Origin of the sequence: Micromonospora sp. SL1-18 (assembly GCF_047921505.1) — a bacterium.
Taxonomy (GTDB): Bacteria; Actinomycetota; Actinomycetes; order Mycobacteriales; family Micromonosporaceae; genus Micromonospora.
In genome coordinates, this window is the sequence record NZ_JBLROA010000013.1 from 1 (window position 1) to 23,667 (window position 23,667).

Here is a 23,667-nt window from a genome sequence, read left to right on the forward strand (position 1 = left end):
CGCTCGCCGTCGTAGACGCGGGGCACCCGGACCCCGCCGAACCGGGTCACGATCTCGTAGTTGATCGTGCCGGCCGCCTCGGCCCAGTCGTCGGCGGTGGGCTCGCCGTCCGCGCCGCTGCCGAAGAGCGTCGCCACGTCGCCGGCCGCCACCTCGTCGTCGCCGCAGTCCAGCACGAACTGGTCCATGCAGACCCGGCCGGAGATGGTCCGCCGCTTGCCACCGAGCTGCACCGGGCCGGTGCTGGAGGCGTGCCGGGGCACCCCGTCGGCGTACCCGAGCGGGACCACGGCCAGGTTGGCCTCCCGCTCGGTGAGGTAGGTGTGGCCGTACGACACGCCGCTGCCGGCCGGGACCCGCTTGGTCAGCATCACCCGGGCCCGGGCGGTCATCGCCGGGCGCAGGCCGAACCGCTCGCCGGCCACCGGGGAGAGGCCGTAGATGGCCAGGCCGGGGCGGACCAGGTCGAAGTGGGCGTCCCGGCGGGTCAGCGTGGCCGCCGAGTTGGCCAGGTGCCGGTAGCGGGGGCGCAGCCCCGCCTTCTCGGCCATGGCCAGCCCCTCCTCGAAGACGGCGAGCTGGCGGTCGATGGTGGGGTGGCCGGGCGAGTCCGCGTACGCGAAGTGGCTCCACACCCCGACCACCTCGACCAGGCCGTCGGCCTGGGCCTTCGCCGCGGCCTCGAGCAGGGCGGGCCAGTCGGCGACGGTCGCTCCACCGCGCGACAGGCCGGTGTCGATCTTCAGGTGCACCCGGGCCGGCCGGTCCGCCCGGAGGCCCGCCTCGACCAGCTCGTCCAGCTGGGTGAGGCTCGCGCAGCCCAGGTCGATGCCGACGGCGACGCCGTCGTGCAGCGGCAGCCCCGGGGCCAGCAGCCAGGCCAGCACGGGCGCGGTGATCCCCTCCCGGCGCAGGGTGAGCGCCTCGTCGAGGGTGCAGACCCCGAGCCAGTCCGCGCCGGCGTCGAGCGCGGCGCGGGCGGCCGGGGCCATGCCGTGGCCGTAGCCGTCGGCCTTCACCACTGCCATCAGCTCGGCGCTGGTGCCCGCCTTGAGCTGGGCCACATTCTCCCGGATCGCGTCCAGGTCGACGCGCACCTCCGACTGCCACATGCCCCCAGCCTACTTCCGCCGCTGATCGCGGCGGCCGTGAGTCGCCCGGTCCGACCCGCCGGTCGGGCCGGGGTACGCGGGGCAGCCGGCCGGCGCGGTCAGCCCAGGCGGGCGATCACCGGGCGAAGCGCGGTCGCCACGTCGGGCGCGGTCACCGGACCGCCCCGGGCTGCCTCCCGGCCGGCCAGCCCGTGCAGGTACGCCGCCGCGGCGGCCGCCCGCTCGGCCGGCATCCCGGCGGCGAGCAGCGAGCCCAGCAGGCCGGCCAGCACGTCGCCGGTGCCCCCGGTAGCCAGCACCGAAGTGCCCGTCGAGTTGACGTACGCCCGGCCGTCGGGGGTGCCGATGATCGTGCGGTCGCCCTTGAGCAGCACCACCGCGTTCATCCAGGCGGCCAGCCGCAGGGCGGCCCCCACCCGGTCCGAGCCCGGGGTCTCCCCGCACAGCCGGGCGTACTCCCGGTCGTGCGGGGTCACCACGATCGGCGCGTCCCGCTTGCGCAACAGGTCCGCCATCGCGCCGTCGACCAGCAGGGTGAGCGCGTCCGCGTCGAGCACCGCCGGCACCGGCGCGCTGAGCACGGTGCGTAGCTCGGTCGCGGCCTCCTCGCCGGTGCCCAGCCCGGAGCCGCAGACCCAGGCCTGCACCCGGCCGGCGTCGGCGACCCGGCCGGTGGCGATCACCGACGGGTGCTGGTGCAGCACCTCGGCACGGGCACCGCCCGCGTAGCGGACCATGCCGGTGGGCCCGGCCAGCGCGCCGCCGATCGAGAGCACGGCGGCGCCGGGGTACGTGGCCGAGCCGGTCGCCACTCCGACCACGCCCCGGCGGTACTTCTCCGATGAGGGGCCCAGCCGCGGCCACCAGTCGGCGACGTCCGACCACTCGGTGACCCGCAACGCCGGGGTGCCGCGCAGCCACGGCTCCAGCCCGATGTCGACCAGCTCGACGTGCCCGGCGAGCGTGGCGGCCGGCCCGACCACCAGGGCCGGCTTCAGCGCGCCGAAGGCGACCGTCACGTCGGCGCGTACCGCGCAGGGGCGGCCGGCGGCGGAGAGTGGCACGTGCCCGGTGTCCACCGCGACACCGCTCGGCACGTCCACCGCCACCACGGTGGCCCGGGTGCCGTCCCGCCCGCAGCGCTCCGCCAGGCTCGCGGCGAGCTGCTCGGCCGTCTCCCGCAGCCCCCCGGTGCCACCGATCCCGACAATGCCGTCGAGCACCAGGTCCACAAGGGCCGGGGGCCGGTCGACGAGGCGTCCGCCGGCGGCCCGCAGCGCGGCCAACCCTTCGGCGTGCGCCCGGCCGGGGGTGAGCAGCAGGGCGGACACCGCCGCACCCCGCCGGGCGAGCTGTGTGCCCGCGTACAGGGTGTCGCCGCCGTTGTCGCCGGAGCCGACCAGCAGCAGCACCCGGGCGCCGTAGACGCCGCCCCGATCGGCGAGCAGCAGCGCGCAGCGGCGGGCCAGGCCGGCGGCGGCGCGCTGCATCAGCGTCCCCGGCGGGAGGGTGGCCATCAGGCCGGCCTCCGCCGCGCGTACGTCCGCGACCCGCCACACCGGTCTCATGCCACCCCGTCCTGTCCGTACGTCCCGGGCGGACCGGCCGGCCCGCCCGGTCGGCTCACCGTTCCGCGACCACCATCGCCGACGCGATACCGCCGTCGTGCGACAACGACACATGCCAGCGGTTGATCCCTCGTTCGGCCGCCGCGGCGGCCACCGTGCCGGAAACGGTCAGCCAGGGCCGGCCGTCCGGATCCGGCACGATCTCGCAGTCGTGCCAGCTCAACCCCGCCGGCGCGCCGAGCGCCTTGGCCACCGCCTCCTTCGCCGCGAAGCGGGCGGCCAGGGACTCGGGCGAGCGCGGGTTGCCGGAGCGGGTGTACCGCTCGGCCTCGCTGAAGAGGCGGTCGGCGAGCAGCGGCGTCCGCGCCAGGGCCCGGGCGAACCGGTCCACCAGCACGACGTCGATGCCGACAGCCACGATCACGAAGCTCACCCTACCGGCGGTCGCCGCCGCAGATTAGCCACCGGTTGCGCGGTGGGCAACGCCTGTGGACAACCCGCTGGTACGCCCCCCGCCGGTTGTCCACAGGGCGGGCGCGGGCGGCCATCCGGCACCTAGCGTCCCCGTTGCCCGATCCGCCCACCGTTGGCGAGGGTGTGTCCGTTCCGCCGCCGGCGTCCTCCGTCGGCGGCCTGTGCCGCGGGGAGGCACCGATGACCGAGGAGCCGTACGCCGTCGAGCCGGAGCTGCTGCGCGGGGTCGCCCGGGAGCTGGGCGACGACGCGTACCTGGTGGCGCAGTCGCTGGCCGGCCCGCCCGGGCTGGTGCCGCCGGCCGACGGCTGGCGGGTCGGGGTGGCGCTGGCCGAGCTGGAGGCGGCGACGCACCGCTGGTGCGGGACGCTCGCCGCCCGGCTGGCGGCCACCGCCGAGGCGGTCCGGGCGGCCGCCGACGGCTACGAGGCGGTGGACGACCGGGCCGCCCGACGGCTGGCCGGGATACCCCGGTGAGCGGCGCCGGGGCATCGACGTCCACGCCGGCCGGCTACGCCCAGCTCTGGCGGGCGGACCCGGGCGCCTGGGCCACCGCCGGATCGGCCTGGCGCGGGCTCACCGACCCGGTCCGGCGACGGGCTGACGGGCTGGACGCCCGGATCGCCGCCCTGGGTACCGGCTGGTCCGGTGGGGCCGCCAGCGCGGCGCGCGGGCGGGTCGGCGGGCTGCGCGGAGCGCTGACCGACGTGCTGCCCGCGCTGATCGAGGTCGACCAGGTGCTCGCCGAGTTCGCCGCCCGGCTGGCTGCGGCGAAGGCCCGGCTCGCGGCCGCGGTGGCGCACGCCGACGCGGGCGGCCTGCTGGTGGACCGGGCGGGGGCGGTCCGGCCCGATCCGGCCCGCCCCCGCCCCGTTGACCGGCTCAGGCCGGCGCTGACCGAGGTGGCGGCCGAGGTACGCGGCGCGCTGGCGCTGGCTGGTGCGGCGGACCGGGAGGCCGCCGCCCGGCTCGGTGAGTTGACGACGGCGGCGGTCACCGGCTGGGTCAACGTCCCGCCCGCCTGGCGGCCGTCGCCCGGAGCCGGCCCGGCCGAGGTCAGCCGCTGGTGGGCCGGGCTCACCCCGGCCGAGCGCCGCTGGCTGGTCGGGCAGGAGCCGGCCCTTGTCGGTCGACTCGACGGGGTGCCGGTGGCCGCCCGGGACCAGGCCAACCGGCTGCTGCTGGCCGGGCGACGCGAGGAGCTGGCGGCCCGACGCCGACGGTTGCTGGCGCCGCTGCCGCCGGGCCTGGCCGAGCTGGCCCGGGTGGCCCGGCTCGCCCGGGTCGAGGCGGCCCTGCGCGGCCTCGACACGCTGGGCCGGCGGCTGGCCGCGACGGGAGCGCCCCGGGCGTACCTGCTCGGGCTGGATCCCGCCGGGGACGGGCGCGCGGTGGTGGCGTTGGGTAACCCGGACCGGGCCGGCGCGGTGCTGACGTACGTCCCGGGAATGACCGCGGACCTCGCCGACGCCCCAGGCGAGCTGGGCCGGGCCGCCCGGGTGCTGGACCGGTGCGCGGCGCTCGGACCGGGCGAGGAGACGGCGGCGGTGCTCTGGCTGGACTACGACGCGCCGGACTTCCTGCCCGAGGCGGCCCGCTCCCGGCAGGCTGAGGACGCCGGGCCGGCACTTCACCGGTTCCAGGAGGGGCTCCGTGCCTCGCACGACGTCCCGCCGGCCCGGCAGACGGTGCTCGGCCACAGCTACGGCTCGGTGGTGGTCGGCATCGCGGCCCGCGACCACGGGCTGAGCGCCGACGCGCTGGTCTTCGTCGGCTCTCCCGGGGTCGGCGTCGAGCACGCCGGCGAGCTGCACATGCTGCCCGGCCAGGTCTGGGCCAGCACCGCGCCGGACGACGTGATCCGGCTGGCCCGGCCGCCCGAGGAGCTGGCCCGCCGGGCGGTGCTGGCCGCGACGCCACTCGGTCCGGCGGCGGCCGCGCTCGACGGCCACGAGCTGTGGTTCGGGCACGACCCGAGCGACCCGGGCTTCGGCGGCCGGCGCTTTCCCAGCGGCCGGTACGGCCACACCGGCTACTGGGAACAAGGCAACCCGGCGCTGGACGGCATGGCCCGGATCGTGCTGGGCCGATGAGCGCGCCGCCGGGCCGGACACGTCGCGGCCCCGCCACCGCGAGGCGAAGCGGCCGCGAACCAGATCGACTACTCGACGGTGACCGACTTGGCCAGGTTGCGCGGCTGGTCGACGTCGTGTCCGCGGGCGGCGGCGATCTCGGCGGCCAGCACCTGGAGCGGCACCGTGGTCACCAGCGGCGCCAGCAGCGTGGGCACCCGCGGCACGTAGATCAGGTGGTCCGCGTACCGCACGACGGCCTCGTCGCCCTCCTCCGCGATCACGATGGTGCGGGCGCCTCGGGCCCGCACCTCCTGGATGTTGGAGACGACCTTGTCGTGCAGCATGCTCCGGCCGATCGGCGACGGCACGATGCAGATCACCGGGGTGCCGGTGTCGATGAGCGAGATCGGTCCGTGCTTCAGCTCGCCGGCGGCGAAGCCCTCGGCGTGCATGTACGCCAGTTCCTTGAGCTTCAGCGCGCCCTCCAGCGCCACCGGGTAGCCGACGTGCCGGCCGATGAAGAGCACGGTGGGCTCGGACTTCAGCTCGCGGGCGAGCTCCCGGACCGGCTCGATCCGGTCGAGCAGCTCGCGCAGCCTGCCCGGCACCTCCTGGAGCTGGGCCACGACCGCGCCCACCTCGTCGGCGAACTTGATCCCGCGTACCTGAGCCAGGTGCAGGCCGATCAGATAGCACGCCACGAGCTGGGTGAGGAACGCCTTGGTCGAGGCGACCGCGATCTCCGGGCCGCCGTGCGTGTAGAGGACAGCGTCGGACTCGCGCGGGATGGTGGAGCCGTTGGTGTTGCAGATGGCCAGCACGCGGGCCTTCTGCTCCTTGGCGTGGCGCAGGGCCATCAGGGTGTCCATGGTCTCGCCGGACTGCGAGATCACCACGATCAGGGTGGAGCGGTCCAGCACCGGGTCGCGGTAGCGGAACTCGCTGGCCAGCTCGACCTCGCAGGGGATCCGGGTCCAGTGCTCGATCGCGTACTTGGCGACCATCCCGGCGTGGTAGGAGGTGCCGCAGGCGATGATGAAGATCTTGTCGACGTCGCGCAGGTCCTGCTCGCTGAGGCGGACCTCGTCGAGGGCGATCTCACCGGTCTCGGTGAGCCGGCCGAGCAGGGTGTCGGCGATCGCCTGCGGCTGCTCCTCGATCTCCTTGAGCATGAAGTAGTCGTAGCCGCCCTTCTCGGCAGCCGACGAGTCCCAGTCGATGTGGAAGTCCTTGCCGGTGGCGGGCTGGCCGGCGAAGTCGGTGATCTCGATGTCGTCCGGCGTGATCAGGACGATCTGGTCCTGGCCCAGCTCGACCGCGTCGCGGGTGTGCTCGATGAACGCGGCCACGTCGCTGGCCAGGTAGTTCTCCCCGTCGCCGCGGCCGACCACGAGGGGCGAGTTGCGCCGGGCGCCGACCACCGCGCCGGGGATGCCGGCGTCGACGGCGAGCAGGGTGAAGGCGCCCTCCAGCCGCTGGCAGACCAGCCGCATCGCGGAGGCGAGCAGCTGCGGGCTGTCGACCTCGCCGGCCGCGCGCAGGCCGGCCAGGGCGCGGGCGAGCAGGTGCGCGGCGCACTCCGTGTCGGTGTCGCTGGCGAACTCGACGCCGTCGTCCTCCAGCTCGGCGCGGAGCTTGGCGAAGTTCTCGATGATGCCGTTGTGGATCACCGCGACCCGGCCGTCGGGGGCCCGGTGCGGGTGGGCGTTGCGGTCGGTCGGCCCGCCGTGGGTGGCCCACCGGGTGTGGCCGATGCCGGTGGTGCCGTCGCCGATGCCGATCGGGCTGGCGGCACAGGCCTCCGGGTCGCGGGCGGCCCGCTCGGCGAGGACCTTCTCCAGGTTGGCCAGCTTGCCGGCCTTCTTCTCGATCAGCAGCTCGTCGTCGCAGACGACGGCCACGCCGGCCGAGTCGTAGCCCCGGTACTCCAGCCGCCGCAGTCCGTCGAGCACGATGCCGAGCGCCGGGCGCGCGCCGGCGTAACCCACGATTCCACACATGGCCGCAGCCTAACCCAGTTTCGCTCATGGCGTGTGCGCGGAAGCCGGGTAAACGATCACTGAATTTGAGCGGACGGATGGACGAAGGGAGTGGATCGGACAAACCGCCAGGGGTGACCTCCGGGTGCGCGAAGCGCGGGGCGCGGGACGAGCCACGGTCCCTTACATTGAGGGCCCTGGCCACGTCGGCCGCCCGACCCCAGACGTGCCCACCCTCCCGCGGTCGTGTCCGCCCGACCCCCTGCGAGCTGAGCTGATGTCCGACCCAACGCCCATCCCCGATCCTTCCGCCAGCGAGGGCCCGACCGACCCCACCGCGCCGCCGGCCGTCCCGGCAGCCATGCCGTGGACGCCGCCGGACCCGCTGGCCGCCCCGGCGCCCTGGGCGCCGCCGACGCCCTGGTCGCGCGCCGACGTGCCGACCGCCACCGTAGGGACCGGCGCCATCGGAGAGCCCGGCAGCACCAGCGGCACCGCCGGAGGGCCGGGCACGCCCACCCCGGCCGGGCACCCCTTCCCGTCCGGACCACCGGGACCGTTCGGCGGGCCGTACCCGGCACCGCCGGCGCCGCCGGCGCCGGGCGGCGCTCCCCCGCCACCCGGGCATCCCTGGCCCGGGCACCCCGCGCCGGCCTGGCCGCCGACCGGTTACCCGCCGCCGTACGCGTACCCCGGGTCGACGCCGCCCCGAAGGAACAACGGCTGGGTTCCGGCGGTCGTGGTGAGCGTGGTCGCCGTCCTGGTGCTCGCCTTCTGCGGCTGCGTCGGCCTGGGCCTGCTCGGCAGCTTCAACGACGAGCAGGTGGAGTCCGGCGAGCCGTACGACCCCGGCTACGGCGTGCCCGACGAGGAAGGCATCACCGCGGCACCGCTCCGCGACCCGGCCACCGCACCGTCGGGCGGGCCCGGCGAGCTGACGGTCGTCTACGAGGTGACCGGCACCGGCGCCGTGGACCTCCAGTTCTACGACGCCAACGGCGACTTCTTCCAGATCGATGGGGTGCGAACGCCGTGGCGGATGGCGTTCACCGCCAACGACCGCGAGCGGGTGCAGCTCATCGCGTCGGCCGTCGGCCCGGGCGACGCGACCTGCCGGATCACCATCAACGGGAAGGTCGTCTCCGAGAACTCGGGCAAGTGGGGGATGGCCTGCTTCGGCTGGTGACATCGGCCGGGACCGGGTGGTCTTGCGGCTTCCGCGCCGGGCCGTAGGCTGGCCCGCGTGACGACGACCGATCCGCTGGTGGCCCGGATGCGGCCGTTCGGCACCACCATCTTCGCCGAGATGTCCGCCCTCGCCGTCCGCACCGGCGCGGTCAACCTCGGGCAGGGCTTCCCCGACACCGACGGCCCGCCGGAGATGCTCGCCGCGGCCGCCGAGGCGCTGCGCTCCGGGCACAACCAGTACCCGCCGGGGCCGGGCCTCCCGGCGCTGCGCGCGGCCGTCGCGGCCCACCAGCGCCGCTTCTGGAACCTCGAGTACGACCCGGACGGCGAGATCGTGGTGACCGCCGGTGCCACCGAGGCGATCGCCGCCAGCATCCTCGCGCTGTGCGAGCCGGGCGACGAGGTGGTCTGCTTCGAGCCGTACTACGACTCGTACGCCGCCTCGATCGCGCTGGCCGGTGCGGTCCGCCGGCCGGTCACGCTGCGTCCAACCGCCGACGGCCGGTACGCCTTCGACCCGGCCGAGCTGCGGGCCGCGTTCGGGCCGCGTACCCGGCTGGTGCTGTTGAACTCGCCGCACAACCCGACCGGCAAGGTCTTCACCGCCGACGAACTGACCCTGGTCGCACAGCTGTGCCGGGAACACGACGCGTACGCGGTCACCGACGAGGTGTACGAGCACCTGGTCTTCACCGACGCGGCCGCACCGCACCTGCCGCTGGCGACGCTCCCCGGCATGCGGGAGCGGACGTTGCGGATCTCCTCGGCCGGCAAGACCTTCTCCTGTACGGGCTGGAAGGTCGGCTGGGTGAGCGGGCCGGCGTCGCTGGTCGCCGCGGTGCTGCGGGTGAAGCAGTTCCTCACCTTCGTCAACGCCGGGCCGCTGCAACCGGCCGTCGCGGTGGCGCTCGCCCTGCCGGACGCGTACTTCGCCGACTTCGCCGACGGCATGCAGCGGCGGCGGGACCAGTTGGTCGCCGGGCTCGTCGACGCCGGGTTCGACGTGCTCGCCCCGGAGGGCACGTACTTCGTCACGGCCGACGTCACCCCGCTCGGCGGCCGGGACGGGGTGGAGTTCTGCCGGTCGCTGCCGGAGCGCTGCGGCGTGGTGGCGGTGCCGACCCAGGTCTTCTACGACCACGCGGAGGCGGGGCGGCGGCTGGTCCGGTTCGCCTTCTGCAAGCGGCCCGAGGTGCTGACCGAGGCGGTGTCCCGGCTGCGCCGGCTGAAGGGGGAACGATGACCGACGCGTACGCTGCCCGGCTCCGCCGGGTCACCGCGCAGCGCGGCTGCGACACCGTGCTCTCCGGCGTGCGGCCGGCGTTGGTGGCCGAGCAGCTGGCGATGATCCGGGCCACCGCGGCCGACGACCTGCTGCCCGACTTCTACGGCGAGGGCGGCGCGGTCGAGGAGCTGGAACGCCGGGTCGGCGAGCTGCTCGGCGTCGAGGCCGTCGCCTTCTTCCCCACCGGCACCATGGCCCAGCAGGTCGCCATGCGGTACGGCGCCGAGCTGACCGGCCGGGACGGGGTCGGCCTGCACCCGCTCAGCCACCCGCTGCTGCACGAACGGGACGCGTACGCCGTGCTCGGCGGGCTGCGGGCGGTGCTGACCACGAGCGCGCCGCGCAACCCGACGGCCGACGAGATCGGCGCGCTCGACGAGCCGATCGGCACGTTGCTGCTGGAACTGCCGCTGCGGGACGCAGGCTTCGTGCTGCCGACGTGGGACGAGCTGGTGGCGGCGGTCGGCGCGGCCCGGCAGCAGGGTGCCCGGGTACACCTGGACGGCGCCCGGCTCTGGGAGTCGACCGTCCACCTCGGGCACCCGGCGGCCGAGATCGCCGCCCTGGCCGACAGCACGTACGTCTCGTTCTACAAGTCCCTCGGCGGCCTCTCCGGGGCGGCGCTGGCCGGCTCCGCCGAGCTGGTGCGGTACGCCCGCGTCTGGCGGCACCGCTACGGCGGGAACCTGTTCCAGCAGTGGCCCGCCGCGCTCGCGGCGCTCGCCGGCCTGGCGCACGAGCTGCCCCGGCTGCCCGGCTACGTGGCGCACGCGAAGGTGGTGGCCGCGGCCCTGGCCACCCTGCCCGGCGCGCGGGTGCACCCGGCACCGCCGCACACCCACCAGTTCCGGCTCTGGCTGCCGCATCCGGCGGAGGCGCTCAACGCCGCCAACCTGGCCCTCGCCGAGGAGGAGAAGGCATGGTTCGTCGGCGGCTGGCGCGACACCGAGGTGCCCGGGATCGCGCTGGCCGAGGTGACGGTCGACGGCCCGGCGCTGGAACTGGACGCCGACCAGGTCACCGAACTGGCCGACCGCTTCCTGCGCCGGCTGTCGCAGCGCTGAGCGGCCGCACGCCACCAGACACGTCACGGCCGCGGCTACCGCATCGACGGTTCAGCCGGCCGGGCTGGCGGTCCGTACCTGCGCGGCGATCCGCTCGGCGACGGAACGGGCGGTGGCCTCGGTGGCCGCCTCGACCATGACCCGGACCAGTGGCTCGGTGCCGGAGGGACGCAGCAGCACCCGGCCCGTCTCGCCCAGCTCGGCCTCGGCCCGCTCCACCTCGGCGCGGACGGCCGGCGCGGCGGAGCCCACGGTCCGGTCGCCCACCGGCACGTTGATCAGCACCTGGGGCAGCTTGGTGACCACGCCGGCCAGCTCGGCGAGCGACTTGCCGGTGGCCGCCATCCGGGACATCAGGTGCAGCCCGGTGAGCACGCCGTCGCCGGTGGTCGCGTACGCCGGCATGACGATGTGCCCGCTCTGCTCGCCGCCGAGGGCGAGGCCGGAGGCGCGCAACTCCTCCAGCACGTACCGGTCGCCGACCTTGGTCTCGACCAGCCGGATGCCCTGCGCGGACATGGCCAGGCGCAGGCCGAGGTTGCTCATCACGGTGGCGACCAGGGTGTCCTGAGTCAGCTCGCCGGCCTCGCGCATGCCCAGGGCGAGAATCGCCATCACCTGGTCGCCGTCGACCTCGTCGCCGTCGGCGGTCACCGCGACGCAGCGGTCGGCGTCCCCGTCGTGGGCGATGCCCAGGTGCGCGCCGTGCGCCACCACGGCGGCCCGCAGCGCGTCGAGGTGGTTGGAGCCGCAGTCGTCGTTGATGTTGAGCCCGTCCGGCTCGGCGCAGATCGCGATCACCTCGGCGCCGGCCTCCTGGTACGCCGCCGGGGCGACCTCGGCGGCCGCGCCGTTGGCGCAGTCGACCACCACCTTGACCCCGTCCAGCCGGTGCGGCACGGTGCCGACCAGGTGCTGGACGTAGTGGTCGGCGCCGTCGAGCAGGTCGTGCACCCGGCCCACGCCGGCACCGATCGGGCGCTCCCAGGCGGTCGTGGCGTTCGCCTCGACGGCCGCCTCGATCCGCATCTCGATCTCGTCGGGCAGCTTGTGCCCGCCGGCGGCGAAAAGCTTGATCCCGTTGTCCGGCATCGGGTTGTGCGAGGCGGAGAGCATCACCCCCAGGTCGGCCTTGGCCTCGGCGGTGAGGAACGCCACCGCCGGGGTGGGCAGCACCCCGACACGCACCACGTTGGCGCCGGCGCTGGTGAGTCCGGCGACCACGGCGGCCTCCAGCATCTCGCCGCTGGCCCGGGTGTCCCGGCCGACCACGGCGAGCGGCGGATGGCTCCGGTCCGTCTCCGCGAGCGTATGGGCGGCGGCGACCGCCACCGCGAGCGCCAACTCCGGGGTGAGATCCGCGTTCGCGCGCCCGCGTACGCCGTCCGTGCCGAACAACCGGCCCATAACCCGCCAACCTCCGATGGGACTGCCACTGGGAGAAGCGGAACGGCCGGGCCCACCTCCCCGGTGGGGAGGCGGACCCGGCCGTCCGTCAGAAGTACAAGGTGCCGCTGATGATCAGCGCTTCGAGTACTGGGGAGCCTTACGAGCCTTCTTGAGGCCGTACTTCTTGCTCTCCTTGACCCGGGCGTCACGGGTCAGGAAGCCGGCCTTCTTCAGGGCCGGGCGGTCGTCCGGCTCGTTCACGATCAGCGCCCGGGCGATGGCGAGGCGCAGCGCGCCCGCCTGACCGGTGGTGCCGCCGCCACGGAGGTTGGCGATCACGTCGAACGCCTCGGCCTTCTCAGCGGTCACCAGCGGGTCCTTGATGAGCTGCTGGTGCACCTTGCTCGGGAAGTAGGCCTCGAGGTCACGGCCGTTGCAGGTGATCTTGCCACTGCCGGCGACGATGCGGACCCGGACGATGGCCTCCTTGCGCCGACCCACGGTCTGGATCGGGCGGTCGCCACGAGGCGCGCGGGCGACGGGCGCCGGCGCCTCGGCGGCCTCGGGGGCGACCTCGGTGACGGTGATGTCGGTCATGCTGTTTCCTTCGCCCGCGCTCACTGCGCGATCTGCTTGATCTCGAACGGCACCGGCTGCTGCGCGCCGTGCGGGTGCTCCGCGCCGGCGTAGACCTTCAGCTTCTTGATCATCTGGCGGCCGAGCTTGTTGTGCGGGAGCATCCCCTTCACGGCCAGCTCGATGGCCCGCTCGGGACGCTTGGTGAGCAGCTCGTCGTAGCCGACCTGCTTCAGACCACCCGGGTAACCGGAGTGGCGGTAGGCGATCTTCTGCTGGCGCTTGTTGCCGGTCAGCGCGACCTTGCCCGCGTTCACGATGACGACGAAGTCGCCCGTGTCGACGTGCGGCGCGAAAGTCGGCTTGTGCTTGCCACGCAGCAGCGTGGCGGCGTGGGTCGCCAGGCGGCCCAGCACGACATCAGAGGCGTCGATGACGTGCCACTGACGCTCGATCTCACCCGGCTTCGGGCTGTACGTACGCACAGGTCTACCTTGTCTCGTCGTCGGTCTGGGGTCGCGCGCCGAGGTGACCGGGGCTTCCCAGCCGAACCAGCGCGCACGAACGACCAAGCGTACCTGATGCGGCACGCCTCTGAATGTCGTACAACAGCAGGCAACGATACCCGGCCGCCCGGCGGCAGGTCAAAACGGGGTACCACCCCGCGCGGCCCGTGCCATCAGAGTTCCTGGAGGATACGCAGCGCCCGGCCGACCCGCCGCATGGTCTCGGTGTCGGCCACCTCCACGCACTCGGTGAACCACTTCTTCATGGGCGAGGAGAGCCGGTCGGGCATCACCACGTACCCGCCCATCGACACGGCCAGGGGCGAGTCGCGCAGCAACGACTCCTCGACCACCTCGGCCACGATCACGATCGGCACGTCGGTGGAGTTGTAGACGTCGGAGCTGATCACCAGTCCGAACCGTTCCCGGGCGCCCGAGATGCGCCAGACCTCGCCCCTACGCAGCACGCGGGCGCCCGCCACCGAAGAGGGCGTCGTCGATCATCGCGGCCTCCTGGGCGTCGGCCAGGGCGGCGGACTCCAGGTCCAGCCCGGCGCGCCCGACAGCGGCGGCGTGCGCGGTGAAGACCTCGCGCAGCGCCTTCTCCCGCGCCGCCTGGTCCATCCAGGCGGAGAGGGAGAGCCCTTCCCGCTCGGCGAACCGGCGCGCGTCCTCGATCGTCTCGTCGGAGAACGACAGCGTCACCTTTGCGGTCATGCCCGTGAGACTACCCATTGGTATGACCACCAGTCATCCCCGCTCGCACCGTTCGGCGAACCGGACACCGCGCCACAGTCTGGCGGGAGTGGGACCCATCGGCCGAGCGGGGGACTCTGTCCGCCATTCGACCCGTCGGGGGCGGACAGGACAACCCACCCGCCCGTAGGGTGCTCAGTGATCCACATCCTTGCATCCCGATCGGAGGAGGTATCTCAGCGTGGACCCGCAGGCCATCGCCGAACGGGCGCGCCGGATACGGGAGGCGGTCGCTGCGGCGTCGACGGAGCTGACCAGCGAGGACCACGCGGTGACGGTGGTCGTCGGCCCGGGCGGCTCCGTCCGGGAGCTGCACCTCAGCTCGCGCGCCTTCCGCTATTCGGGGGCCGAGCTGGGCGACCTGGTGGTCCGCACGATCCGCGAGGCGAACGGGCTGCTCCAGCGGGACCTGGCGGAGACACTCGGCGAGCTGACCGACGGGCACACCCGGGAGCCCTTCGCGCCGCTGCCGACGCCCGCGCAGCTAAGGGCGGAGCTGGACCGGGACCCAGGTGCGGACCGGTGACCGGGCAGCCGCGCGAGTTCCGGCACCCGGACGAGGTGCTGGCGTTCCTGGACGGGATCCGGCAGCGCAACCGCGAGATGGTGGAGCGCTACGAGCGGTTCGCCGAGCAGGCCGGCGGGCTGACCGGTGTGGGCTTCTCCGCCGACGGCGCGGTACGGGTCGAGGTCGACGAGAACGGCCAGGTGGCCACCGTGGACATCGCGGACGGGGCGCTGCGGCACGGCGGTCGCCTCGCCGGAATGATCCTCGGCGCGGTCCGGGAGGCCCAGGCGGCCCGCGCGGTCAAGCTCGCGGAGCTCGGCGCCGAGTTCGGTGGGGTCTCCACCGTCGGCCTGGTCCGCGAGGCGATCCCCGAGCACATCCGGGACACCATCGACCAGCGCGACGAGCGGCGCTGGTGACCGAGGGGAGAGGAGGCCAGCGTGGGTGGTGGTGACGGCGTCGTCGTCCCGTCCGACAAGCTGACCAGCACCGCCGAGGTGCTGAAGGCGCTCCCCACGAGCGCCGACCAGATCGCCGACGGCCTCGCGCAGGCCGACCCGCCGGACGTGCTCTGGGGCGCCCTCGGGGCGGCGTTCATGAAGGGGCCGTACGACACCAAGGCCGACCAGGCACGGGACCACGTCCGGGCGATCTCGAAGGCACTGACCTCGCAGGGCGGCGCGGTCAAGGCCACCGCCGACCGCTACCGGCAGTTGGACGAGGCGTTGCAGCAGGCGTTCCAGCGGTTCCAGGACAAACTCTCCGGCGGCAAGTGATCCGCACCGCATCGACCGGCACCGGGAGCAGCACTCGTGACGACCAACGATGACGACGCCTACCTGAGCAACAACTCCCCCGCCGACGGCCAGTACGCCGGCGATCTCGGTATCACCGACGCGGTCGACTACCGGTGGGACTCGGTGGTGCCCCTCGCCGGATCGGTCAAGAGCGTCTACACCGGCATCTCCGAGGGCGAGATGACGGACGTGTGGGCCGGGGCAACCGACCTGATCGGCAACGGCCTGACGTTCGCCGCGGACCCGTTGAACTGGCTCATCACGGCCGGCCTCTCCTTCCTCATCGATTTCGTGCAGCCGCTTGAGGACCTGCTCAGCCTGGTCACCGGCAACGCGGAACGGATCGAGCCGTACGGCGGGCAGTGGGAGCAGCTCGGCCGGGCGCTCGTGCCGCTCGCCGCGGCGATCCGGCAGGCGGCCACCGACGACCTGATCGAGTGGGCGGGGCGGGACGCGACCGCCGCGAAGACCCGGCTGCTGGAGTTCGCCGACGCCGTCGAGGCCACCGGCGGCGAGGCGGCCTCGATCGCCGGCCTGCTGACCCTCTTCTCGAAGATCATGGCCGCCGCACAGCAGCTCGTCATCGCGATCATCGCCACCCTGATCGAGTGGATGATCATCGAGTGGGCGATGGCGATGGCGGCCGCCGCGCCGACCCTGGGCGGCTCCGTCGCAGCGGCGGGCGCGGCCACGGGGGTGCAGGCCACGGTCGCGACCAGCCGGGCCGTCCGGATCATCGACAAGGTGGTGTCCCTGCTCGTCAAGATCGGCCGGCTGCTGGAGCGGGTGCTGCCCGCCGCCCTCCAGGCGAAGGTCGCTACGAGCGTCATCGAGGTCGGCAGCAGCGCGACCCTCTCCACCGTCGGCAAGATCGGCATCGACGTCCTGTCGGACTGGCGCAACTGGGTCAGCCCGCTCTCCGGCGTCAGCACCAGCGTCGCCGAGACTGTGACGGCCGACGGTCCCACCATGTCCGACCAGCAGATCGACGACGCCCTGGACGTGGAGAGGTGAACCGCAGGGAACGGTCGATCCCGGCGACCGGGTATCCGGAGGCGCCGGTGCTGCCCTGGTCGGCGGGGCAGCCGCGGCCGGCGCTCCCAGCCGGCACGGCCGGGATCTCGGTGCACATGCGGTCCCGGGGCACGGACCCCGTCACCTGGGAGGCATACAAGGCGGTCGGGGTGGACGACCGCCCGATGTGGCAGGGATTGGGCCGGATGGTGGTGGTGACCGCCCCGGGCGAGCATCTGGTCGAGGTACGCGGCCGCTTCTCGGCGGATACCGTCCGACGGGTACGGGTGGCGGCCGGGGAGATCGTCGAGCTGGACTGCTGGACGCCCGTGCCGTACGGCCAGCCGCAGTCGGTGCTGGTGCCCATGCCCGGCCGACGTCGACCGGGCGCCGGTGCGTGGATGGTGCTCGCGCCCCTCGCGGTGCTGGCCGCGTTCGCCCTGGTGGTCACCCGGGCGGGCCTGTCGGTGACCCCGCCGCTGGCGGTCGCGTTCCTGCTCAGCCCCCTGCCGGCCATGGCCCTGGTCAGCCTCGTCAAGCGCCACCTCGACCGGGCCTACCGGGTGCGGGCGTCCCGCGAGGCGGCCGAGGACGTCCGGGCGGCCGACACCGGGATGTTCCTCGCCGACGGGGCACCGCCGGCCGGGCTCACCGACGGCGCCCACGGTGCGCTCGTGGTGACCGGCACGGCCCGGCTGGAGTACCGCTGGAACGGCATGCGGGTGGGCACGCCCGCGACCCTCGACCCGAACTCCTGGGTGCCCTGGCCGACGCTCACCATCGACGGAGCCCCTCGCCCGTTCTCCTGGCGTACCTGGGCGTACCGGCTGCCGCCCGGCGAGCACGAGGTCGTGGTGGCCGTTCACTCCCCCGCGCCGGACCGGCCGGAGGTCAGCCGCGTACCGGTCCGGGTACGGGTGGCCGCCGGGCAGGTCACCCGGCTGGAGCTGCGGGTGGACGCCCGTACGGAGGTACGCGCGAACCATGGCCGGCAGCGCGTGCCGACCGAACTGGCCGGCTTCACGGCGACGATCGAGCCGAGGATGCGCTGAGGATCAGCGGCGGCGACCACCGTCCGGTGCGGCACCCCCCTGACCGCCAGGTAGCCGGTGGCCCCGCCGAGCATGCCCGGCGGGGGCGGTCAGCCGACCGAGGCCGGGTGGCCGCGGTCGTGCTCGGCCTGGAGGCGGAGCATGGCGTGCTCGACGACGGTCACCAGCACCTGCTTGACCGACTCGCGCTGCCGGGCGTCGCACATCACCAGCGGCACGTCGGGCGAGATCGACAGCGACTCGCGAATCTCATCCAGGTCGTACAGCGGGGCGCCGTCGAACCGGTTCAGCGCCACCACGTACGGCAGGTTCCGGTTCTCGAAGTAGTCCAGCGGGGCGAACGCGTCGGTGATCCGCCGGGTGTCCACCAGCACGGCCGCGCCCACCGCACCGCGGATGATCTCGTCCCACATGAACCAGAAACGGGTCTGACCCGGCGTACCGAACAGGTAGAGGATCAGATCCTGGGCCATGGTGATCCGGCCGAAGTCCATGGCGACCGTGGTGGTCTCCTTGCCGGGCACCTTCGACGGGTCGTCGATGCCCACGCCGGCCACGGTCATCAGCGCCTCGGTGGTCAGCGGGGTGATCTCGGAGATCGCACCGACCAGGGTGGTCTTGCCCACCCCGAAGCCACCCGCGATCACGATCTTCGCGGAGATGATCTCCCGGCTGCGGTTCGCCCCCGCGGGGTCATAGTTCGCGAAGTCCACTTAGCACCCTTCCAAGCAGGTTCATTCGCTCCTGGAACCCGGTCGCGGGAGCGGCAGTGTGTAGCGTCAGCAGGCCCTCGGTCACCATGTCGGCGACCAGCACCCGGGTGACCCCCAGCGGCATCCGGGTGTACGCGGCGATCTCCGCCAGTGACTGTGCCCGGCCTTCGCAGACCGTGGCGATGCGGTACTTGTCGTGCCCGGCGAACCGCGCCTCGGCACACTGGGTGAGAGAGCACGACAGCACCGCCTCGAGCGCGATGTTCTGCAACGGCTCGGTGCGGCCACGGGTGACCGCGTACGGTCGCACCAGCGCCCCACGCGGATCCCGCCGTGGTTCCATCTCGCGATCACCTCCCCTTCCGTACGGAGCCGGGCCGGCTCCGGGTCACCAGGTCACGTCCACCGCCCGGTCAGGACCGGACGGCATCCCTCCGCAGCGGAATCAGGGCCTGACCGACCCGTTCCACCAGCAGCGCCATCTCGTAGCCCACCTGACCGACGTCGCAGCTGCGGGCGGCCAGCACCGCCATCGACGAGCCGTCGCTGATGGACATGAGGAAGAGGTATCCGCTGTCCATCTCGATGACCGTCTGGAGCACCCCGCCGGCGCTGAACATCCGAGCGGCGCCCTCGGTCAGGCTCACCACACCGGAGGTGATCGCGGCGAGCTGGTCGGCCCGGTCCGTCGGCAGGTCGCGGGAGGAGGCGAGCAGCAGCCCGTCCGCGGACACCGCCACCACGTGGGCGATGCCCGCCACGCTGTCGGCGAAGTTGGTGAGCAGCCAACCCATGTCCTGCATGGCCGCTGGCCTGTTCATCGGTTCGTCTCCTTGGTCGAGGTGCTGTTCAGGTCCGCGCCGGCCGTCCGACCCCGCTGCACACCGCGGTGGTAGGCCGACAGCAGGCCGCGTACTTCGTCCGGCGTGCGCCGGGTGCTGGCCCGACTGCCCTTGGGCTCGATGCCGCCGGGCACGAGCTGGGCCTGCGGCACCCGCTTCGGCAGGCCGGAACGGGTGGTGCCGCCGTTGGTGGGCTCCGCGGCACGACTGGCCCGCGACCAGCCCTCGTCGGCCGCCGTCCGCCAGGCGCTCGCGTCGGTCGTCGGCGGCGACGGGGGTACGGCGGCGGGCGGAGTGGATGGCGCCGCCGGCGGCGTGTACGGCGGAGGCGAGGCCAGCCCCGACGCCTGGGCGCCCGGGGTACGGGTCGGCAGCGGCGGCGGAGCCGCGGCGACCGGCCGCGCCGCGGCGGGCGCCGGCTCGTCGTCGAACCGCAGCCGGGCGAAGATGGTGGTCTCGTCATTGCCGTGCGAGCGGAACCAGACCGCCTCCATCTCCCGGAAGATCGGCGCCTCGGCCGGCGGCGCGGTCTGGGCCACCACCGGCGCGGTCGCCACCACCGGCGCGGCCGGCGCCGGAGGCACCGCCGCGACCGACTGGTACACCGGCCCGGGCGGGTAGGCCGGCGGGGCCACCGGAGCAGGGGCGGCCAGCGCGGGCGGGTAGGCCGGCGGCGCCACCGGAGCGGGGGTGGCCGGCGCGGGCGGGTAGGCCGACGGCGCCATCGGAGCGGGGGTGGCCGGCGCGCTCGTCTCGCCGCCCGGAGTCCGCTTCGGCAGTGGATCGAGCGTGGGGTGCGTGGCGGTGGGTCCTCCATCGGTCGACCAGCCGGCATCGGACACGGGGGCCGACGCCGCGGGCGTGACCGGCGCGGGTATCGGCACGCTCGGCAGCGCGTCGGTCGTACCGCCCAGCTGTACGGCCGGACCGGTGTCCCGTGCGTCGGCCGCGGACTGCCAGCGGGCCGGCGGCGGCGACGCGGTGTGCCACTGGTCGGTGAGGGTCGCCGTCGCGCCCCGCGTCGCGTCGGCCAGCGGATCGGCCGTGGCGGCGCCCTGGCTCACCGGGGACTGTTCGACGGCGAGCGGCTGGCGCGGCCGGGCCAGCGAGGCCTGGCTCCGGTTCGCCGGCAGCACCACGGCGGAGTTGGGCAGGGTCACCTGGGCGACGGTGCCGCCCTCGACGTTGCGTCGCAACTCCACACGGATGCCGTAGCGGGAGGCGAGCCGACCCACCACGGCGAGGCCCATCAGGCGGAACGCGGCGACGTCGACCGTCGGTGGGGCGGCCAGCCGACGGTTCAGCGAATCGAGCTGCTCTTCACTCAGGCCGAGGCCGCGGTCCTCGACCTGGATCAGCACGTAGTCCCGGATCCGCCGGCCGTCGGCGACCACCGTGGTGTTCGGCGGCGAGAACCGGGTGGCGTTGTCGAGCAGCTCGGCGACGAGGCGGACCACGTCGTTGACCACGTGCGAGGCGACGGAGATGTCGGTGTCGACGGTGCCGAACTCGATCCGGTTGTAGAGCTCCACCTCGGACTGGGCCGCCCGCAGCACGTCGACCAGGAGCGCGTCCTCCCGGCGCGGCACGGCCGAGTCGGCACCCGCCAGCACCAGCAGGTTCTCGTCGTTGCGGCGCATCCGGGTGGCCAGGTGGTCGAGCTCGAAGAGCCGGGCGAGCCGCTTCGGGTCCTCCTCGCCGCGCTCGATCGCGTCCAGCTCGCCGATCATGCGGTCGACCAGGTTCTGCGAGCGCCGGGCCAGGTTGAGGAACATCGCCGAGACGCTGGTCCGAAGTGCGGCCTGCTCGGCCGCCACCCGGACCGCCTCCCGGTGGACCACGTTGAAGGCCGCCGCCACCTGGCCGACCTCGTCGCGGTTGGTCAGCTTGATCGGGTCCCGGACCTGCCGGACGATCTCGTCCACACCGCCGTCGCCGACCGCGTTGACGTTCTGCAGCCGGCTCACCGCGTCCGGCAGTTCATGGTTCGCCACCGCCAGGGCGCCCTCGCGCAGCCGGCGCAGCGACTCGTTGAGCGAGCGGGCGAGCACCACGGCCAGCGTCACGGCGATGGCCAGCGTGAGCAGGACGAGCAGGCTCTCGACGAAGGCCTGCCGGGTGACGTCGGCGCGGGCCTGGTCGGCCGCGCTGAGCAGCTGCTCCTGGAGCTGGATCTCGGCCCATCGCATCAGGTCGTTGACCGCGCCGATGGCGGTGGCGGCGTCGTCCCCGGTGACCGGCGGGGCCTGCCCGACCGAACGGGACCCGACCGAACGGGACACGTCGTTCGCCACCCGGTCGGCGAGCTGCACCGCGTCACCGGAGACCGTGCTGTTCACCAGGGACCGCTGAGCCGGCTCGGCAGCCCGGGAGAAGGAGAGCAGCGCCTCCTGCTGGGCGGTCAGTGTGGCCAGGAAGGATGAGAACTGTTCCTCGTCGATCCGCCCGGCGGCGAGCGCGGTGAAGGCGACCGCCTGCTCGTCGGCGACCTCCGCCTTGGCGTGGGCGAACGCGGCCACCGCGCGGCGGGCGCCAGCGATGCTCTCCGCGCCGGGCTGCTGGGCCAGGGCGTCCCCGTACGCGACCAGGTCGTCGAGAACGATGCCGTAGCGCAGGCTCGCCTCGGCCACCGGCATCTGCCGCCGGTCCAGCACCTCCTGCCGGGTGCCGTTCAGCGTGGCCAGGTGGTCGTCGATCACCTTGAGCCGGTCCCGGATCGAGGCCGGCACGCTGCCGAGCTGTCCACGATCGTCCTGGTACGCCGCGATCCGCTCGTCGGTACGCCGTACCCGCAGGTTGAAGTCGTTGGTGCCGTCCGGCCCGCTGTTCGGCCCGGCCAGGTAGGCGGCCGCGGCCATCCGCTCCTTGTGCAGGTCCTGGGCCAGCGCCGAGACGTCGATCGACAACGCGGTCAGCGACCGGATCCGGGTGGCCTCGTACGCGCTCTGGCCGACCGAGACGAGTCGGACACCTGCCAGTGCGATGACTGCGGCGACCGGAACGACCAGAATGAGCGCGAGCTTGGATCGGATACGCGCGTCACGGAGCTGAGGCAGTCGCCGCCGCTTCCGCTTATCTGCGTCGGGGCTCTCGGGCAGGGCCGCAGATCCGGTGCTCACGACATCGCCTCCGTCGTATCTTCCACGCCCGCCCCGCCGATCCGCGTCAAGTACAGCGGCCAGCGCCATGCGCGGCACGGCCGCGATTTCATCAGAGAAGATCCCGTTTGGGAAGCCGCAGTGGGGCAGGAAACGGTCGGTGGGCGCTCAACCCGTGCTCCGGTCAACTAATACCTTCTTTTCCCCGAGCCTCTGAACTGGACGTGTGAACCCAGCGTGGCCGGTCATATCTGCGCAGTAATCGCCGGCCACCATTCCGCATCCCCAATATGTGGGATGGGCGTCCCGAGGACGTCGACATCCGCGCTTGACCGCAGGGCCCGGCATTGGCAAGGTTTTCCAGGCTTCGCGCACACCGTACGGCACCCAATCCCGTTCCTCCAATGAGGACGGACAAGCGGCGGTGATCGGGCCTACGCCCGCGCCGCACCTGGAGGACTGAGTTGAGCCCCATCCGCTCCGCGAGCGTCGCGGCGCTCGCATCGGCCGTGCTGGCCACCACGCTCACCGGCTGCCAGTTCGGCGGGAAGCAGCAGGACACCAACCCGATCGTGATCGCCGCGGACCTCGAACTCTCCGGTGCCTCCGCGCCCGTCGGCAAGGTGTACCAACGGGCGCTGGAACTGAAGGTCGAGCAGTTGAACTCCTCCGGTGCGCTGGGCGCCCGGAAGATTGAAGTCAGGTGGAAGGACAACCGCTCCGACGCCGCCGAATCCTTGCGCAACATCAACGATTTCAGCGGCGACTCGCGCGTCAGCGCCATCATCATGGGCGGCTGCAACGAATGCGCGGTCGGTGCCGCCCGGACGATCGGCGAGAAGCGGGTTCCGACGATCGCGCTCGCCGCCTCCGCCGCCGTCACCGAACCGGTCGCCGACCGCCGCTACATGTTCAAGCTGGCTCCGAACGCGACCGACAGCGCCGCCGCCCTCACCGCCGAACTGGGCCGGCACAACATCCGCAAGGTCGCCGTGCTGCACAGCTCCGGCAGTTACGGCGAGGAAGGGCTCGCCGCGCTGCAGCGGGAGTTCGCCAAGGCCGACGTCAAGCTGCTCCACGCCAAGGCGGTACGACCGACCGACACCGACGTCAGCGGCCAGGTCACCGATCTGCTCGCGAAGAAGCCCGAGGCACTGATCGTCTGGACCCCGCCCGAGCAGGCCTCGCTGGCGGCCGTCAGCGCCCGGCAGGCCCGCTTCAAGGGCCCGTTGTTCTTCGACGCGGCGGCGGCCGGCGAACTCTTCCTCGGTGCCTCGTCCGGCTCGACGGAACAGGCCACGCTGATCTTCACCCAGACCATGGTGATCGACGACGTCATCGCCACCACCCCGGCCAAGGCCGCGCGCCGCCAGTGGTTCCAGGACTACACCGCCCGCTTCGGTGGCTACCACGGCTCCTCGTCGTTCGCCGCCGACGCGGTCCAACTCATCGCCGACGCCGAACTGCGCGCCGGCAGCCAGGCCGGCACGGTGGACCGGGACGCTCTGCGCGACGTCCTGGAGACCGCGCAACTCGACGGGCTCTCCGGCCCGATCCGGATGACCCCGGACAACCACTCCGGCCTGATGCCGCAGGCGCTCACGACGTTGGTGGCGCGAGGTGGGCGCTGGCGGCTGGCTGGCTGAGTCTGGTTGCGCTCTGGGTGTGGCC

The 23,667-nt window shown here is 73.6% G+C and carries 24 protein-coding genes; 11 read left to right on the top strand and 13 right to left on the bottom strand.

Annotated elements, in window-relative coordinates:
- The 3 genes from alr to ACNAW0_RS08515 all read right to left on the bottom strand — a co-directional run.
- Window positions 1-1,112, bottom strand: a 1,112-nt coding sequence (gene alr / locus ACNAW0_RS08505) for an alanine racemase (RefSeq protein WP_416287192.1), incomplete at its 3' end; no start/stop codon positions are given.
- A 98-nt stretch (window positions 1,113-1,210) separates the two neighbouring features.
- Window positions 1,211-2,680, bottom strand: a complete 1,470-nt coding sequence (locus ACNAW0_RS08510; protein WP_416287193.1) for an NAD(P)H-hydrate dehydratase — start codon at window positions 2,678-2,680, stop codon at window positions 1,211-1,213.
- A gap of 55 nt (window positions 2,681-2,735) precedes the next feature.
- Window positions 2,736-3,104 carry a holo-ACP synthase gene (locus tag ACNAW0_RS08515; protein ID WP_416287194.1) on the bottom strand — a complete coding sequence of 123 codons (369 nt, stop codon included), beginning with the start codon at window positions 3,102-3,104 and terminating at the stop codon, window positions 2,736-2,738.
- A gap of 230 nt (window positions 3,105-3,334) precedes the next feature.
- On the opposite strand from ACNAW0_RS08515, the gene ACNAW0_RS08520 reads away from it, so the two are divergent.
- Together ACNAW0_RS08520 and ACNAW0_RS08525 are read left to right on the top strand one after the other, a co-directional pair.
- Entirely contained in the window at window positions 3,335-3,631 is a 297-nt protein-coding gene (locus ACNAW0_RS08520; protein ID WP_416287195.1) for a hypothetical protein, read from the top strand.
- Window positions 3,628-5,247, top strand: a complete 1,620-nt coding sequence (locus ACNAW0_RS08525) for an alpha/beta hydrolase (protein ID WP_416287196.1) — start codon at window positions 3,628-3,630, stop codon at window positions 5,245-5,247. The genes ACNAW0_RS08520 and ACNAW0_RS08525 overlap by 4 nt, the downstream gene beginning before the upstream one ends.
- Before the next feature lie 68 nt (window positions 5,248-5,315).
- Here the strand turns inward: ACNAW0_RS08525 and glmS are convergent, their stop codons facing one another.
- Entirely contained in the window at window positions 5,316-7,229 is a 1,914-nt protein-coding gene (gene glmS, locus ACNAW0_RS08530; protein WP_416287197.1) for a glutamine--fructose-6-phosphate transaminase (isomerizing), read from the bottom strand.
- Window positions 7,230-7,485: 256 nt separating this feature from the next.
- Here glmS and ACNAW0_RS08535 point away from each other — a divergent pair, with 256 nt between their 5' ends.
- From ACNAW0_RS08535 to ACNAW0_RS08545, 3 genes are read left to right on the top strand one after another with little or no spacing between them, the layout of a single operon-like run.
- Entirely contained in the window at window positions 7,486-8,394 is a 909-nt protein-coding gene (locus tag ACNAW0_RS08535) for an MmpS family transport accessory protein (RefSeq protein ID WP_416287198.1), read from the top strand.
- A gap of 57 nt (window positions 8,395-8,451) precedes the next feature.
- Entirely contained in the window at window positions 8,452-9,639 is a 1,188-nt protein-coding gene (locus tag ACNAW0_RS08540; RefSeq protein WP_416287199.1) for a pyridoxal phosphate-dependent aminotransferase, read from the top strand.
- Window positions 9,636-10,745: a threonine aldolase family protein gene (locus ACNAW0_RS08545; protein ID WP_416287200.1), complete on the top strand. Its 1,110-nt coding sequence runs from the start codon at window positions 9,636-9,638 to the stop codon at window positions 10,743-10,745. Before ACNAW0_RS08540 ends, ACNAW0_RS08545 begins: the two co-directional genes overlap by 4 nt.
- Window positions 10,746-10,796: 51 nt before the next feature.
- Here the strand turns inward: ACNAW0_RS08545 and glmM are convergent, their stop codons facing one another.
- From glmM to ACNAW0_RS08570, 5 genes are all read right to left on the bottom strand, one after another.
- The gene (gene glmM, locus ACNAW0_RS08550; RefSeq protein ID WP_416287201.1) at window positions 10,797-12,152 is read right to left on the bottom strand and encodes a phosphoglucosamine mutase; all 1,356 of its coding nucleotides are present in this window, start codon (window positions 12,150-12,152) and stop codon (window positions 10,797-10,799) included.
- A gap of 114 nt (window positions 12,153-12,266) precedes the next feature.
- The gene (rpsI, locus tag ACNAW0_RS08555; RefSeq protein WP_416287202.1) at window positions 12,267-12,731 is read right to left on the bottom strand and encodes a 30S ribosomal protein S9; all 465 of its coding nucleotides are present in this window, start codon (window positions 12,729-12,731) and stop codon (window positions 12,267-12,269) included.
- A gap of 20 nt (window positions 12,732-12,751) precedes the next feature.
- Entirely contained in the window at window positions 12,752-13,195 is a 444-nt protein-coding gene (gene rplM / locus ACNAW0_RS08560; protein WP_416287203.1) for a 50S ribosomal protein L13, read from the bottom strand.
- Window positions 13,196-13,389: 194 nt separating this feature from the next.
- Window positions 13,390-13,683 (bottom strand): hypothetical protein, encoded by a 294-nt coding sequence (locus ACNAW0_RS08565; protein WP_416287304.1) that lies wholly within the window; start codon window positions 13,681-13,683, stop codon window positions 13,390-13,392.
- Window positions 13,673-13,933 carry a DUF6364 family protein gene (locus ACNAW0_RS08570; protein ID WP_416287204.1) on the bottom strand — a complete coding sequence of 87 codons (261 nt, stop codon included), beginning with the start codon at window positions 13,931-13,933 and terminating at the stop codon, window positions 13,673-13,675. Before ACNAW0_RS08570 ends, ACNAW0_RS08565 begins: the two co-directional genes overlap by 11 nt.
- A 220-nt stretch (window positions 13,934-14,153) precedes the next feature.
- On the opposite strand from ACNAW0_RS08570, the gene ACNAW0_RS08575 reads away from it, so the two are divergent.
- The 5 genes from ACNAW0_RS08575 to ACNAW0_RS08595 are packed head-to-tail and all read left to right on the top strand — an operon-like array spanning window position 14,154 to window position 17,343.
- Window positions 14,154-14,498, top strand: coding sequence for a YbaB/EbfC family nucleoid-associated protein (locus ACNAW0_RS08575; RefSeq protein WP_416287205.1), 345 nt, complete (start codon window positions 14,154-14,156; stop codon window positions 14,496-14,498).
- A complete protein-coding gene (locus ACNAW0_RS08580) occupies window positions 14,495-14,899 on the top strand; it encodes a YbaB/EbfC family nucleoid-associated protein (RefSeq protein ID WP_416287206.1) in 405 nt (134 codons plus the stop codon). The genes ACNAW0_RS08575 and ACNAW0_RS08580 overlap by 4 nt, the downstream gene beginning before the upstream one ends.
- 21 nt (window positions 14,900-14,920) lie before the next feature.
- A complete protein-coding gene (locus ACNAW0_RS08585) occupies window positions 14,921-15,256 on the top strand; it encodes a hypothetical protein (RefSeq protein WP_416287207.1) in 336 nt (111 codons plus the stop codon).
- Window positions 15,257-15,292: 36 nt separating this feature from the next.
- Window positions 15,293-16,291, top strand: a complete 999-nt coding sequence (locus ACNAW0_RS08590; protein ID WP_416287208.1) for a hypothetical protein — start codon at window positions 15,293-15,295, stop codon at window positions 16,289-16,291.
- Complete coding sequence (locus tag ACNAW0_RS08595; RefSeq protein WP_416287209.1) at window positions 16,288-17,343, top strand: hypothetical protein; 1,056 nt, start codon at window positions 16,288-16,290, stop codon at window positions 17,341-17,343. The genes ACNAW0_RS08590 and ACNAW0_RS08595 overlap by 4 nt, the downstream gene beginning before the upstream one ends.
- Before the next feature lie 89 nt (window positions 17,344-17,432).
- Here ACNAW0_RS08595 and ACNAW0_RS08600 read toward each other — a convergent pair whose 3' ends face one another.
- The 4 genes from ACNAW0_RS08600 to ACNAW0_RS08615 form a co-directional block, all read right to left on the bottom strand.
- Window positions 17,433-18,056 (bottom strand): GTP-binding protein, encoded by a 624-nt coding sequence (locus tag ACNAW0_RS08600; protein WP_416287210.1) that lies wholly within the window; start codon window positions 18,054-18,056, stop codon window positions 17,433-17,435.
- Window positions 18,037-18,399: a DUF742 domain-containing protein gene (locus tag ACNAW0_RS08605; RefSeq protein WP_416287211.1), complete on the bottom strand. Its 363-nt coding sequence runs from the start codon at window positions 18,397-18,399 to the stop codon at window positions 18,037-18,039. Before ACNAW0_RS08605 ends, ACNAW0_RS08600 begins: the two co-directional genes overlap by 20 nt.
- Window positions 18,400-18,469: 70 nt before the next feature.
- Entirely contained in the window at window positions 18,470-18,877 is a 408-nt protein-coding gene (locus ACNAW0_RS08610) for a roadblock/LC7 domain-containing protein (RefSeq protein WP_416287212.1), read from the bottom strand.
- Window positions 18,874-22,017 carry a nitrate- and nitrite sensing domain-containing protein gene (locus tag ACNAW0_RS08615; protein ID WP_416287213.1) on the bottom strand — a complete coding sequence of 1,048 codons (3,144 nt, stop codon included), beginning with the start codon at window positions 22,015-22,017 and terminating at the stop codon, window positions 18,874-18,876. Before ACNAW0_RS08615 ends, ACNAW0_RS08610 begins: the two co-directional genes overlap by 4 nt.
- Before the next feature lie 443 nt (window positions 22,018-22,460).
- Here ACNAW0_RS08615 and ACNAW0_RS08620 point away from each other — a divergent pair, with 443 nt between their 5' ends.
- Window positions 22,461-23,642, top strand: coding sequence for an ABC transporter substrate-binding protein (locus ACNAW0_RS08620; protein WP_416287214.1), 1,182 nt, complete (start codon window positions 22,461-22,463; stop codon window positions 23,640-23,642).
- Window positions 23,643-23,667 lie beyond the last annotated feature (25 nt).

Excerpts from the sequence above, each read along its gene's own strand:
- ACNAW0_RS08510 (WP_416287193.1), bottom strand. The coding sequence starts at position 2,680 with ATGAGACCGGTGTGGCGGGTCGCGGACGTACGCGCGGCGGAGGCCGGC.
- ACNAW0_RS08520 (WP_416287195.1), top strand. The coding sequence starts at position 3,335 with ATGACCGAGGAGCCGTACGCCGTCGAGCCGGAGCTGCTGCGCGGGGTC.
- glmS (WP_416287197.1), bottom strand. The coding sequence starts at position 7,229 with ATGTGTGGAATCGTGGGTTACGCCGGCGCGCGCCCGGCGCTCGGCATC.
- ACNAW0_RS08535 (WP_416287198.1), top strand. The coding sequence starts at position 7,486 with ATGTCCGACCCAACGCCCATCCCCGATCCTTCCGCCAGCGAGGGCCCG.
- ACNAW0_RS08545 (WP_416287200.1), top strand. The coding sequence starts at position 9,636 with ATGACCGACGCGTACGCTGCCCGGCTCCGCCGGGTCACCGCGCAGCGC.
- glmM (WP_416287201.1), bottom strand. The coding sequence starts at position 12,152 with ATGGGCCGGTTGTTCGGCACGGACGGCGTACGCGGGCGCGCGAACGCG.
- rpsI (WP_416287202.1), bottom strand. The coding sequence starts at position 12,731 with ATGACCGACATCACCGTCACCGAGGTCGCCCCCGAGGCCGCCGAGGCG.
- ACNAW0_RS08570 (WP_416287204.1), bottom strand. The coding sequence starts at position 13,933 with ATGACCGCAAAGGTGACGCTGTCGTTCTCCGACGAGACGATCGAGGAC.
- ACNAW0_RS08605 (WP_416287211.1), bottom strand. The coding sequence starts at position 18,399 with ATGGAACCACGGCGGGATCCGCGTGGGGCGCTGGTGCGACCGTACGCG.
- ACNAW0_RS08610 (WP_416287212.1), bottom strand. The coding sequence starts at position 18,877 with ATGAACAGGCCAGCGGCCATGCAGGACATGGGTTGGCTGCTCACCAAC.